At 32.8% G+C, this 14,350-nt stretch carries 11 protein-coding genes; 1 reads left to right on the top strand and 10 read right to left on the bottom strand.

Translation table 11 applies throughout. The features are described from left to right. The 7 genes from ACP7AV_RS16905 to ACP7AV_RS16875 form a co-directional block, all read right to left on the bottom strand. The coding region (locus ACP7AV_RS16905; protein WP_426092969.1) for a transposase at positions 1-257 on the bottom strand (257 nt) is incomplete at its 3' end. A 675-nt stretch (positions 258-932) separates the two neighbouring features. Further along, entirely contained in the window at positions 933-1,130 is a 198-nt protein-coding gene (locus ACP7AV_RS16900; RefSeq protein WP_426092968.1) for an IS66 family transposase, read from the bottom strand. A 12-nt stretch (positions 1,131-1,142) separates the two neighbouring features. After that, positions 1,143-1,421 (bottom strand): IS66 family transposase zinc-finger binding domain-containing protein, encoded by a 279-nt coding sequence (locus ACP7AV_RS16895; RefSeq protein ID WP_426092967.1) that lies wholly within the window; start codon positions 1,419-1,421, stop codon positions 1,143-1,145. 98 nt (positions 1,422-1,519) lie between these two features. Then, entirely contained in the window at positions 1,520-1,702 is a 183-nt protein-coding gene (locus tag ACP7AV_RS16890) for a hypothetical protein (protein WP_426092966.1), read from the bottom strand. A 1,210-nt stretch (positions 1,703-2,912) separates the two neighbouring features. Then, positions 2,913-4,853 (bottom strand): OmpA family protein, encoded by a 1,941-nt coding sequence (locus ACP7AV_RS16885; protein WP_426092965.1) that lies wholly within the window; start codon positions 4,851-4,853, stop codon positions 2,913-2,915. A gap of 9 nt (positions 4,854-4,862) precedes the next feature. Beyond that, positions 4,863-5,771 (bottom strand): PorP/SprF family type IX secretion system membrane protein, encoded by a 909-nt coding sequence (locus ACP7AV_RS16880; RefSeq protein WP_426092964.1) that lies wholly within the window; start codon positions 5,769-5,771, stop codon positions 4,863-4,865. A gap of 58 nt (positions 5,772-5,829) precedes the next feature. Continuing rightward, entirely contained in the window at positions 5,830-10,329 is a 4,500-nt protein-coding gene (locus ACP7AV_RS16875) for a gliding motility-associated C-terminal domain-containing protein (RefSeq protein ID WP_426092963.1), read from the bottom strand. 946 nt (positions 10,330-11,275) lie between these two features. Here ACP7AV_RS16875 and ACP7AV_RS16870 point away from each other — a divergent pair. Next, positions 11,276-11,416 (top strand): transposase, encoded by a 141-nt coding sequence (locus tag ACP7AV_RS16870; RefSeq protein WP_426092970.1) that lies wholly within the window; start codon positions 11,276-11,278, stop codon positions 11,414-11,416. Here the strand turns inward: ACP7AV_RS16870 and ACP7AV_RS16865 are convergent. The 3 genes from ACP7AV_RS16865 to ACP7AV_RS16855 all read right to left on the bottom strand — a co-directional run bounded on the left by ACP7AV_RS16865 (position 11,372) and on the right by ACP7AV_RS16855 (position 13,583). Next, positions 11,372-11,713 (bottom strand): transposase, encoded by a 342-nt coding sequence (locus ACP7AV_RS16865; protein ID WP_426092962.1) that lies wholly within the window; start codon positions 11,711-11,713, stop codon positions 11,372-11,374. The two genes, ACP7AV_RS16870 and ACP7AV_RS16865, sit on opposite strands and share 45 nt — an antisense overlap. Positions 11,714-11,824: 111 nt before the next feature. Continuing rightward, on the bottom strand, positions 11,825-12,340 hold the full coding sequence (locus ACP7AV_RS16860; protein WP_426092961.1) for a helix-turn-helix domain-containing protein: 516 nt from the start codon (positions 12,338-12,340) through the stop codon (positions 11,825-11,827). 58 nt (positions 12,341-12,398) lie between these two features. Next, positions 12,399-13,583 (bottom strand): helix-turn-helix domain-containing protein, encoded by a 1,185-nt coding sequence (locus ACP7AV_RS16855; RefSeq protein ID WP_426092960.1) that lies wholly within the window; start codon positions 13,581-13,583, stop codon positions 12,399-12,401. Positions 13,584-14,350 lie beyond the last annotated feature (767 nt).

Genomic DNA, 14,350 nt, shown 5'->3' with positions numbered 1-14,350 from the left:
AAGTCATTCTCCAAAGTCAGCTGACCGATTCGAGCATAGAGTTTCTCTGTTGGAATTTCATCTTTGGCAACGACCGTTTTTTCTGCAGAAAAAACCGCAGAAAGATTCCGTATGGCTTCCGCCTTCCACATTGAAATTTGATTGGGCAGCAACTCGTATTTTTTTGCTAATACCTCGATGGTATCTTTCTCTTTTAAGGCTTCCAAAACAAATTTGGCTTTGAAGTCTTTTCCGAAGGTTCTTCTTGTTCTTGACATATTAGTGCTAATTTAAGGTTTTTATTCCTATCTAAATTAGTCGGAATATATTGTCCGAATTTTTGGGGTCAGCATAATAGTTTTAAAAGCGGCTAAAACATTTCATCCATTTTTTGAAACAGATGTCGGTTTCCATACGAATGACCACATGGAATTGCGCTCCGTTTTCGGTTTTGAATTGTCCAGATACTTTTGCTTCACTTTCACATTTCGGATTGCTCTTTCAGAAGCATTGTAGTCTGGGGTGACTTCGTCATGGAATAAAAAAGTAAAAACAATTCCTTGTACTTACGTATCCGCTTATGGAACGCGCAAAGATCTTTTCTATTTTTGGGAACAGAAGTTAATAGCAAAACGGACATTCGTTCAATAATTTTGTCTCTTTGAAGTATTGGATTGAGGTATAGAATTGGGGTTAAATTCTGCTTAAGTTATATTGCTTCGTATAGCAATTCCTTGAAGTTTATAGCCCATTGCGATTCATAACTTCTTCAAAAAAACTAGTTTCCGAAGTAAGTGAGGGATGCATATCTGATGCGTTTTACATTTTATTTGAAAACAACTCTGCCAGCAATCGTGAACGAGTATGGAGTTTATAAAGCCGCTTGGGAAATTTCTATCTATAGTAGCAGTTCCTCTGTTGTTTGATAATGCAATATAATAAGCGACTTGGCTTTAGAAAGTCCAGAACCATCCCTTTTTTCCATTGACTTTAGCACCTGTTTCATCACCGTCAACGACTTTTTCATTTTCTATTTTTTGAGCAATCAACTCATAGGCAGGTTGGGCTTTTTGGGCAAAGCCTTTCAGTAAGGTACAAAGAGTACCTTGTGAGATTTTTAGATTACAAACATCACTGAAAAACTCGCTCATTCTCTCAAAAGGCTAGTATTGTCTAGTGTGCAGGTAAGCAATTGTAGCTTGAAAATTAGATCCGTAACTGATAGGCGAGTTAACTCCATTGGGAAATAAAGCTTTGGTATGATGTCCACAATCGCAAGCTTTTTTAAATATACGGTGCTTGGTGAATTCAGCAATAATCGGTGGTATATCAACAACTTGTCTGCGCAGCATAAATGTTGCCGGTTCATCAGACAAATCATCGCCACAATGGTTGCAGAATCCTGGTTTATGTTCAATAACGACATCTGGGTTTGCAATCATTTCCAAGGGACTACCTTCGTGTCCTGGTTGTCCACCTGCTTTTTTGCCTTGATTGGCACGAAGACTTTTGGTTTTTAAAGGCCTATTTTACTCAAGGATTATTTTAATTTTGGTTTTCGTGATGTGCTTCGCAGTTCATCTTTTGATGGTGAAACTAAACTATTACGGCTATTTTTACGATGCGTTAAGTCGTCGATTTCATCAAGTAATTTTTCAACTAATGATTCTAATCGGATAACTTTAGCCTCTAATTCAGCAATACGTTTTTTGTCGGAGTTCAATTTCTATTTGTTTGATACAAAGGAAACAAACGCTCCTATAAAGCAAAGAAAACCAAACGAATAGTTGTCAATTAGTAATCAACAATTGTTCACAATAAAGCTGTTTTTCTTAAAACAGAAAGCCAAAATTGTTCATAACTATGTTTTTTAGAACAGGCTGAATAGTTACAAAATTTCTTTTGAATTAGCAAGTCCGATTCCAACTGTTGGAATTGAAGTTCTTTTTCTTCTAATTTATTTTGTATATTATGATTTTGAACATACAACTCTAATAAAGATCGGATTTGAAACACTGCAAAATCAAAGCTTTTATTTGTTCTGGAGAGAGTTCTCCTGGTTTTACATTTATTATAGAGAAAGTCCCTATCACACTGTTTTTACTGATTAATGGAAACCCAGAAAAAAATGCCTGAGGTCATTCAATTGAGTTTGAATTATCCAGCTCATGGTTTGGGTCTCTGTTTAAATCCGGAATGATATCCTTTTTTTATTTTTAATAACAGCCTCAGTCAAAACCAACACATCATCCAAGAACATTATAAAATCATCCTCAGCAGCAGCTTTAACAGTCTGACTATTAGCATCACCAAAAGATACAAATGCATGTGAAACCTCACATATATCGGAAGCAAATACTAAAATAGCTTCGAATTCTTGCTGAAAATTTATTTTTTAAAAAGCCAATTTTTGATTTGATATTCATTTCTGATAAAGGCATAAACAACTAATATAATTAATTTGTAATAATGATTAAGTTCGAAAAACGCAAAATAACGTTTATTTTGATAGTAAATAAACGTTGCTGAAAAATTATTAAATCAAGACAAATAGGAATTCAAAAAAAACAGCCACAAGAAGATTCTTGTAGCTTTTTTTTATTTAAATTAATTCTTTGCACGAGGGTAAGCAATACTAAACTTAAACCTCATCGTTCATTTTAAAGAATTATATAAAAATCTGTAAATCAGTTATTAAATCCTAATAATGCTTTTTTTTAATTTATTGTTTGTTGTCTCACAGACTCCGATTCCAGCAGAACTATTCTCCAAAGTTTAATATATATTAGGCTGTTCGTAAGTTAGCATGTCCAATCATCAGGCATTTTTTTATTCTAGACTCCCGGATTACAGTGCAATAAAACAACTTTTTTATTTAACAAAATAAGATTTTTATAGTAACTCTTGATCTAAAAAGAAAACCGTTCATCAATTTAAATTGAGGTAATAATAAATTCACTGCGCCTATTCGCTTTATGCTCTTCTTCTGTACATTCAATATTGTCAGCACATTTATTTGTTAACTGTATTTCACCATATCCCTTTCCTGTCAGACGTGAAGGATTAACTTCATGTTGAACCAGCCAAGCTATTGTTGATTGTGCTCTTTTTTCTGATAATATGTTATTATATTTATCAGACTGTCGGCTGTCCGTGTGGGATCGCACATCAATTTTTATTGTTGGATATTCTTTCATGATATTCATGATAATTGCTAAATCTGCTTCTACATCTGCCCGAATATCGTACTTATCAAAAGCAAAGTAGATTTTATTAATAGTAAATACTTTTGCTAAATCATCACCTTCTTTGATTTTTTGTATAGTTTTTTCAAGTCTTATAGGTAAAAAAATTTCTTTTGTTTGATTAGTCGTAAAAGCCGAAATTTCATACGTATCATAATCTCGCTTTTCCGCCTTAATATAATATCGTGAGTTACAATCTAACATTCCGAATCTAAATTTTCCGTTTAAATCGGTAACCACCTCTCCTACGATGTTGAAGCTAATATCTGAAAGTAGCACTTTAGCATTACCAAGAGGAGCACCCGTAAAGTGATCCATTAATAATCCAAAAAGAGATTGCTCACAATTATATTCTATTTTTTTAATTTCATCAAATTGATATATATCATCGTTTCCTAAACCACCATCACGGTTTGAAGAAACAAATCCTTTTTCATCTATATTATTAATTATAAATCCAAAATCATCTTTTGAACTATTTATAGGCTCTCCAACATTCAAAATATCATCAAACCTATGATTTTTTTCGACCTTAGTTACAAAAACATCCAGCCCTCCAAGGCCAGGATGACCATCAGATGAAAAATATAATTCATTTTCACTCGTGATGAATGGAAAACTTTCTCTTCCTTCCGTATTAATTACGTTCCCTAAGTTTATTGGCTTTCCATAAGTTCCATCTAGTTCTATTGAAACCTTAAATAAATCCGAATTGCCAATTGTGCCAGGCATATCAGAGGCAAAGTATAATGTTTTCTCATCTGGACTTAAAGCTGGATGAGCCACACTATATTGATCACTATTAAAAGGCAATTCGATTATGTTTTTCCATTTCCCTCTTTCTAAAGAGGCCTTATATAATTTTAAAAGAGTGATTTTATTTTTATCTTTTCCTTTTCTACCGTTATTAAAATTATTACGTGTAAAATAAATTGTCTTACAATCTTTTGTAAATACAGGTGTCGATTCGTTGTATTTCGTACTTAGTTTTTTTTCAAACCTCTTTGGAAAGGAAAAGTTTCCATCTAACTCTAAAATAGAAGAATACAGATTAGTGAAACTTTCACCTGTCCAAGAATGTTTTGTATTTCCTAAAACACTAGAATTTCTCGCTGAAGCAAATACAATTTTATTTTTATAAAATGTTGTCCCATAATCTGATTTTTCAGAATTTATGCTTGTATTTTGCATTAAGTATCTACCAGAGTTTTTCTCTATATCTAATAAGTAGGCCTTTTGAGCAAGCAGTAATTTAGCTCTTATTTCATTACCACTATTTTCATTAAAGACAGAAAGTATTTCATCGGCTCTTTTATAATCCTCTATTCCTTTTAATGATTGCCCGTATCTATAATAGTATTCGGGTTCTAAATCTTTGGTTAATTTGAAAAGTTCAAAATACCATTGTGCCGCTTTTTGTAAATCAGCTTTGAAATAGTAGGAATTAGCCAATTTTTGCAACATATCTATGGACTTATAACCACTATTAAACACACTTTCATAGGTTTTAATTGCGTCAACATAGGCAAATTTATCGTATTCTCTATCAGCTTTACCTATTTTTGACTGTTGCGAATAGATATTGATTGAAATGATTAGGAATATAATCCCTACTATTTTATTTTTCATAGTTGTATTTTAAAAAAATCTAGGCGAAACTATATAATCAGTATTTTTGAAAAACTCAAATCTTAAAAATATTTCATGTGAGCCCGAATTATAATTTGCCAATTTAGTAGTTTCTAAATCGTAACCGTAACCTACATAAATACCCTTTGAAATTTGAAATCCAGCCATCGCACTTACAGCAGCACTCCACCGCCAAGCAGCCCCTATTGTAAACTTATCATTAATAAGAAAATTACCTGACACATCTAGTTGTAGCGGTGCACCATCGATCATTTTAGTCATGAATGCAGGCTTAAATTTAAGATTTGATGATAAATCTACTACATAACCTCCTATGAAATAAAAGTTCATATACTCCTTGTCAATCTTAATTGAATTAAAATCATAACTGTTATTTTGAAAAAAATTAGGTATAGATGCCCCTAAATATAGGTTCTCAGAGTAATAATAAAGTCCCGCACCAATATTAGAAGATAAAGAATTCTCTATATTTTGCAATACTAAGTCATTAAAATCTTTTGAATTCAATTTAGTCGGGTCTATATCAAATAAATTTAAAGTACCCTTAACTCCAAATGATAACTTATAATTTTCGGAAGTTTGAATAGTGTACGACACATCTGCACTTACACTACTTTCGACTATTGGCCCTATTTTATCAGTTAAAAAAGATAGTCCTCCTCCAATTTGTTTACCTAATGGAGTGTTTATTGCTAATGAATTTGTTTCAGGTGCCCCATCCAAACCTACCCATTGTGTTCTATGTAATCCAAAAATACTAAGTACACCTCTCGAGCCCGCATATGCAGGATTAATAGACATTGGGTTGTACATGTATTGTGTATACTGGGCTGCTTGCTGAGAATAGCTAAAAAACCCAGATAAAAACAAAACAAAATGTAATTTTTTTATTTTCATACTATTTAATGTATTAACATATTTAAGAACCTCCATAGATATTAAATTTATTTTTTAATTATTTATTTAAATATAAATACCCTGTTTTGCTCATACCATAACCATTTTTATCATTATATTTCAAAAAATAGTAGTAAACGCCAATTGGAAGTGCCTCATTAGGATTTATAGTAAGACGTCCTTCAGAAAAACCTTTAAAAGCGATGTCACCATTATTATATCCAACTGACGAATAAACCAATACCCCCCAACGATTGTATATTTCTACACTATTATCAGTATAACAATCCAATCCGCTAATAAATAAAAAATCGTTTTCACCATCATTATTAGGTGTAATAGCATTAAATACTTGTACCGTACTACACATAGACATTTCTACTACAGTAGGTTCATCGCCATTTACATCCTCAGGATCCGACAAATCTTGAACAATGATTCCTGTTGGACTTGTGCCATACACTATAGCTTGATTAGTAATATTTCCAATTTTTAAATCCTCGGATGTAATTGTATAGATCGCTGTAAAAGATATAGAATCACTTTCTCCAGGCGAAAGTGATATAGGATTTCCTGTTAGTGTTATAGCAGGCATTGCATCTACTAAAAAAACATCTACTAAAGGCACTAATCCAGTATTTATTATAGTAAAATTATACTGTATGGTCTCTCCAACTTGAGTAAAGCCATCATTATTACTATCATTGAAAATTGCTGTTTTTATTAAAGCTACGGTTGGCAACGATACTATTTCTATAGTAATCGTAACCGTGGCCGCATCACAATTAGCTGGATTCAAAACTTCACAAATGGTGTAATCAACCGTGTACGTTCCTACTGCTGTATTGGGAAGTACCGTAACACTCCCATCAGTATTTACTGTTAAAGGTCCTTCGGGTGTAGAAGTTAAGACAACATCCGACGGGTTTAATGCAACTCCGTTTAAAGTATCATTTGAATACACATTGATTCCGGAATCACCGCCAGTACTCCCGTTTATTAAAGTACTGCTCGTGTCTTCCAATGCTTTTATCTCGGCAGCCATAACGGTAATCGTAACCGTGGCCGTATCACAATTAGCTGGATTCAAAACTTCACAAATGGTGTAATCAACCGTGTACGTTCCCGCTGCAGTATTGGGAAGCACCGTAACACTCCCATCAGTATTTACTGTTAAAGGTCCTTTGGATGTTGAAGTTAAGACAACATCCGACGGGTTTAATGCAACTCCGTTTAAAGTGTCATTTGAATACACATTGATTCCGGTATCGCCGCCAATACTTCCATTAATTAAAGTACTGTTCGTGTCTTCCAATGCTTTTATCTCGGCAGCCATAACGGTAATCGTAACCGTGGCCGTATCACAATTGCTTGGATTCAAAACTTCGCAAATGGTGTAATCAACCGTGTAAGTTCCCGCTGCAGTATTGGGAAGCACCGTAACACTCCCATCAGTATTTACTGTTAAAGGTCCTTTACGAGTAGAAGTTAAGACAACATCCGACGGGTTTAATGCAACTCCGTTTAAAGTGTCATTTGAATACACATTGATTCCGGTATCACCACCAGTACTCCCGTTTATTAAAGTACTGCTCATGTCTTCCAATGCTTTTATCTCGGCAGCCATAACGGTAATCGTACCCGTGGCCGTAGCACAATTGCTTGGATTCAAAACTTCACAAATGGTGTAATCAACCGTGTACGTTCCTGCTGCTGTATTGGGAAGCACCGTAACACTTCCATCAGTATTTACTGTTAAAGGTCCTTTGGATGTTGAAGTTAAGACAACATCCGACGGGTTTAATGCAACTCCGTTCAAAGTATCATTTGAATACACATTGATTCCAGTATCACCACCAGTACTCCCGTTTATTAAAGTACTGCTCGTGTCGTCCAATGCTTTTATCTCGGCAGCCATAACGGTAATCGTAACCGTGGCCGTAGCACAATTGCTTGGATTCAAAACTTCACAAATGGTGTAATCAACCGTGTACGTTCCTGCTGCAGTATTGGGAAGCACCGTAACACTCCCATCAGTATTTACTGTTAAAGGTCCTTTACGAGTAGAAGTCAAGAAAACGTCCGATGGTAAAAATAGAACCCTATTCAAAGTATCATTAAAAAATACGTCAATACCCGAATCACCTCCATTAATTCCATTAATTGGAATACTATTAGTATCTGCTTCAGCAAAAATTTCATGAATTGGTACAATTATAGCCGTATCAGTGTTATTAGCTTCAAAAGGATCAATTTCTATTCCTGTAACGCTGGCAACATTACTATAATCCCCGCTTGGATTAACGGTAACATAAATTGATAATGAAGCATTTTCTCCATCAGATAAATCTTCTACCTCCCATTTTGGAGTAGTCCAAATTCCTTTACTGGGTACTGCCCTTACAAATTTATATCCCGATGGAATGTTGTCAGTTACAGATACTTCAGATGCATCATAAGGGCCTCTATTACGTACCGTTATTGTAAAAACAATTTCTTCACCCACATAAGGCGTATAATAATTGGCAATTTTTTCAATAACGAGATCGGCAGTCAATAAATTAATAGTGACAGTTTTAGATGTAACACAATTACTAGTATTTAAAAAACGACTATAAATTGTATAATTACCATGTTCCAAATTTGAAAAAGTTGGAAGTTTTTGAAAATTAATTCCATCAATACTATATTGATAATTGTCTCCCAATGGCGATTTTACTGTAATCGAACCTTTTTTTACAGAATTTTGGTCCTCTACAATAAGTTGTAGAGCAAGAGGGGACAATTCAAATGTTACATCATCAATCGCCAAATCATTTCCAACACCTCCAGTATTATTATTTTGTAAAACAAGGTCTATAGAATTTTCAGAAGCCACAAACTTCAATTCATACTTTTTCCATCCTGCAGCAGAAATATTACCTGTTGAAAATTCTTTTAAAATAATTTGGTTAGAGGAGTTGACTGCATTAAATTTAACATTCGGATTAACTGGAGACATTGAAGTGATAGGAGCAATCCATGCTGAAAAACTATATGTTGCTCCAAGAATAAGACCGGTAAACCGCTTTCTGAAAAATTCATCTTGTCCATGACTGGCATTAACAGCAAGCATTCTTCCATTTACATCATTTAAAGTATGGTCAGATAACTTATTTGCTATTCCCAAATTATCCCAATCTGAATTAATTTCACTTACTACGGAATAATATCCCTCCGAAACATTAGCTGATTTTTCTATAGCATGATAAGAAGTCTGCCCAACTAATGCCGCTCCATACGTTGTTGGGCTTCCAATCCCAAAATTCTCACTGTACACTACTGAACAATCTGCTGTCATTTCAAAAGGGATGACTAATCCATTTTGAAAAACGGCATGAACTGTTTCTCCAGCTTCGACTGAAAGCGTGCCAGTACGATTACCTATCGAACTCGTAGAATTAGATGTTGGATCATAGATTGAAATTGAATGCAAGTCCCAACTAGATGGAATTATTTCTGTTAAAGCATAGGTTCCTGGTGCTACTGCCAACATATAGGAATTCCCATTAGAAGGAGACAAACGGACTCGCTCATCGTCAATCCAAAATATGTTGCTACCACTACTTGAACGAGTGAAAATATTACTTTGTAAAGATGTTGCAAGAGTAGGTATTGACCACAATTGACCACCAATACCGCCTGTCACGATGCGTAAATTTCTGGATTGTTGCTCAGAGGAAGACCATAAGCTACCTGAAATCCATTTATGAACAAATCCTTCTGTAGTACTGCCAGTTAAGGAACAATTAACAAAAATTGCACCCTCACCATCAACTGCCACGTCATAGATAAGTTTTGAATTTTGAGGTGTACCTAGAGGTTTTTCTGTCCCTGTACTAGCAATTGAATAAATAGTATTATCTTTTCTTGAAACAATTATCTCGTGAGTTAATGGATTGCCATCAATTCTAACATTAGTGGCACTAACGCCCACCTGATTCCAAATAGAGCTAATTCCACTGTATTTAAAAATTTTACCACTAACTGTCGTTATATATGGTTCACCACTCCAAGTACTGGCAATATCTAATGCACTGCTCCCATCATGATTTGAAATAAAAGAACTTAATGGTGTCACAGTCGTACCATCAAAAGAACGGACTAAACCTCTATCCGTCGTATAAAAACAAGTACCCATTGGACCTCCATCTACAGCATTGATAACATCAGTGCCGACTGATACTTTTCCCCATATTGCGCTCCCTAAATCCCTATAAAAAAGGACTCCGGAAGTACTCACAGCCCATAGCCTACCGTTTTGTGAACTCCCCAGATCTTTTATATCAATTTGTGCGGGATTATCGTTTAGTGCAAATGAAGGAATACCACTAGTTCCTGTAAAAGAAAAATCTAAACTTGAAGATTCATCCAAGGTTTTAACATGAACATAAATATAACCTTTATCTCCTGTATTTATTTTATCAGAACGAAAAGAAGTTTGAGCATAACACGAAAATGTCAAAATTAAAAACAAAAAAGTTAGTACTAAGTAAGATTTTCTATCTATTATAATCATTTTATAGGGTATGAAAATATTGTTTTTTTTATCTTGTTATTTTCTGTAAAAGAGCAAATTAACTGACCATTAACGACTAAAACTAGATGATTTTTAAAAGGACTTTCATCCTCATCTATTATAAAAAACTTTACTCCGTTCTCAAAGGACCTTCTTGAGCAAAAAATGGCAGGCTTGAAGGCATAGTTAAAAGAAGTAATTTTTACTATTGTTTGATATTGATAGCTCAACAAACTGTGCTTTGTGAACGAAATTAAATTCAACAAACAGAGACACGGAAATACTTTAAATATATTGTCATAACTCCCTTAACTAATTTTTTTTTTACTTGTATGCTTACAAGCCCAAAAACTGATTTAATACTCACTTTCATATTATCCTCTCACCGTCTTTAAAATTAATTTTGAGGGAAGAAATAAATAGCATAACCGGAATATTGGTATTTAACTTTTTATCCAAAGCCAACTACGTGCTCCAACCACTTAGTTTAAAGCCCAAAATAATTGTCTTTTTGTTAGTGCAAAATTTTATCAGAACAGAGTACTGAACTTTATTTAGTCTTAGCTAAAAACTACTTTTTTTAAATGACACTCCTTAGCTATACAGTATTTTATAATGCATCAGTACACAAAAAAAAAACACTAAAAAGTAATAAAACTACTCTATTATTATGTTGTGCAATAGTACAGAATATAATTATTAAACTTTAATCCGACATGTCTAAAATCTTACAAAGTTCATTTATCAGTTAAGATTTACGTAAATCAGTGACTAAATAGCTTAAATATTACAGCTTAAAATAAAAAGAATCGATAAATATAAAAAGACAACAATAGTAAGACGATACGAATTAAATATTATTTTATACCAAACGCATGCATTATATGGTGGACATGCTAACTTTACCCGCATAAAAAGTTAAGAATAAAAACCTTAATTTTAAATAATGAAACAAGTCCGTAAAATTTATGACCGCGCTTTTAAAGATAAAGCCGTTCAATTGAGTTATGAGAGACATAACATCTCAGAATTGGCCAGAGAATTAGGAGTTACAGCTCCACATTTTTTCAGCGGGATTAATTTCTAAAGAATATGGTGGCAGAAAAACCAAAACAATATTTTCAGGAATGATTAATCTTTTAGCCTTATGAAACCTTCCAATATCCAGCACCATTATTTTGAGTTCTTTCGGATTTTCTTTTGAGAAATTATTTAGAAAAACTTGAAAATTATCGGCGTTGCAATGCGGGAGTATTAATTGAAAATGGGCGCCAGTTATGGGCGAAAAAGCTCCAGATAGCCAAGTTGATTTAAAAACTTGTTGGAAAGTACAAATCGGTTTAACACTAATAGCAGTAACAGATTTTCCATTTCGAGTAAACAAACCAAAACGTGATTACTCATTCTTTATTTTAACTTTGGTTTGCGCGATTGCTTCGCAGTTCATCTTGAAAATATAAGTTTACAGAGTTAAAACCACCCGCTGCATTTAGTGCTATTTTTTGACAGATTCGTCCGAAGTCTTTTTAAAAGAGATCTCCTGATCTTCGTCTTTTTTGACATGACTTTTGCGGGCTACTTTTACACTTGATTTAAAATTTCTGACGCAGTAATAAAGCAAGGTGTTGTAATTAAAAGTCTTTCTTGATTCTTTTTCAATCCAATCCTTAAGCTCAACATAGCCTTGAAGTCCATTTTGAGGGTCGTTGAGTTTTGCTTCCAACATATTGTGTTCAATAGCATTAAAAGCCGATGGCTTAAAACCTGTTTTTTGATGCTTCATCAAACCCTCAATTCCAGCATTAAGGTATAATGTTCTCCAGTTCTGAACGCTATTAGGGTCAACCCCCGTTAATTTAGCAACCTCACGTTTAGAAATCCCTCCTTTTTCGTTTTGCTTCAAAATCAGCAGAACCCTCAAACGTTGACTAATAAATGGAATAGATTGTTTCAGCAGATTTTTTATTTCTTTTTCGGTCTCCTTAATAACCAAAATTTTTGCATGTGCCATAATTACTGTTATAATATAGTCCAAATGTAATATAAAAAAACCAATTGTCAAAATTGGTCTATATTATATCTTTGTTTGGTTTTAACTGTTCAATATATTTTTGCGGGGAAATACTAACTATTTTTTTAAAGTTGATGAGAAAAGGGTTGTAAGAAGTAAATCCAACTTCTTTTGCCAAAGTATCTAACGTATGCTTATCTAAATAATTAGATTCCATTAATCGCATTGAATACTTAATTCGAATGTTATTTTGAAATTCGGAATAAGAAATTTTCGAATGATATTTAAACAAATAGACCAGATGACTTTTGGGAATCTTTAATTTTTTTGCCAAATCGAAGAGTTTAAAATTGGAATCTTTAAGTAGTTTTACTTCACTTAAAAAATTTTCAATTTCATCGATATAACAGTCTAATTTTTCGTCAACTTTAACTTTAACTTTACGGTCTTGGATTGAATTCAAATTGGAACTAGGTTCCCTTATCCATGAAGTGTCTAATTCAATATTCAAAAATTTTTCATCTTTACTTATAGTATTAATAACCCTCAAACCATAAAGAATTTCTGGTGAAACTAGGATTTTAAAAAAAATCGCACACCAGACTATTGCAGTAAGCCATTGAAAGTGATCACCAATAATATGAATATGTTTCTGGGAATATTCTATATGAATTGCAATGAAAAGTCGGATTGTATTAATGACTTGCATACTGAAGAGAAAAAGGGTCCAGTTTTTTAATAGACGATTATCATTATTGCCATTCATTAAAACTGCATTTTTTTTCCAAATATTTTTATTTAGAATTTGGAATGCCAAAAAAAAGTAAATTAGACTATAAATCACTAAAATTGAATAAAACAGATAAAAATGGTAAACAGAATCACGTTTTGTATTACTGATTATCAAGATATTTACTCCTGAAAACAACAATGGAAAAACAAAATGAATGAGATCTTTTTTTATAAAAAACCCTTTCTCATCTGTAATCAGATTTTTAAAATACAAATAAAAACTTGGAATGATTACAATTAAAAATTTATTAAAATAAAGATGATACTCTCCAATAGTATTTAATAATCCCAAATAAGTAAACCCATTCAGCAAAAAACGAATAGAAATCAATATAAAAATAAAGATTAAATACAAGTTTATTGTTCTATTAAATCTATAGTGAATAAGGATTATAATAAGAGTTAAAAAACAAAAAAAAGCGGTAATTAAAAAAAGTAAATGGACTAACATACAACTAGAATTTTTTATGCTTAAAAAAAAGTAACCCAAAATAACGATAACAGTATTTTAACAAAACGATTCAAAGTGAATCGTTGATTATAATCAGGCTTTGCGGTCTATCATTAAGGATGATGCAGCTTAAAAAAATTCTATTTTTTTATTAAACTTTGTAGCAAATCAAACTCCGTAAAATCATATAATTGATTAAAAAAATAAAATAAAACAGATAACAACCCCAAAATGATTAATTCAATCAGAGTGATGATGTTGTTGAAAAAAGGTATGGATCAAATCCACTAAAATTGATCAAATAGAAATTACAAAACATAATAATCCGGATCCCTATTATAAATATTGGAACGCAAGCATCCATAGTATTAAATGTATTTGAATTAAACAATAGAAACTGATAAAATAATAGTTTTACTTACAGGTAGTTTGTAAGTCGTTTTTGACGATAAACTGCGTAAGTTTGAAATTATTTTTCCCGTAGCCTCGGGAATCAAATTATATCGTGAACTAGAAAATTAGTACTAAAATACGCAAACAGACGTTTTAAATAGTTGTACCAAGCGACTTTTTACTGATTTAATTAACTAGATTCAACTAATTAATGCAACTTTTAGGGGGGAGATAAAGACATTTTTTCAAAAGAACGGACTTTTAAAAAGCCCTCTCTCTCGAATGGAATAAATGTTCTTTATTTGCTCCTGACCAAAGTTGTAAATAATGAGCCACTTAACCAGCGAACAAAGATACACAATCGGTGTATTATT

Origin of the sequence: Flavobacterium sp. DSR3-2 (assembly GCF_049896525.1) — a bacterium.
Taxonomy (GTDB): domain Bacteria; phylum Bacteroidota; class Bacteroidia; order Flavobacteriales; family Flavobacteriaceae; genus Flavobacterium.
This window is presented reverse-complemented; position numbering and strand designations above follow the sequence as displayed.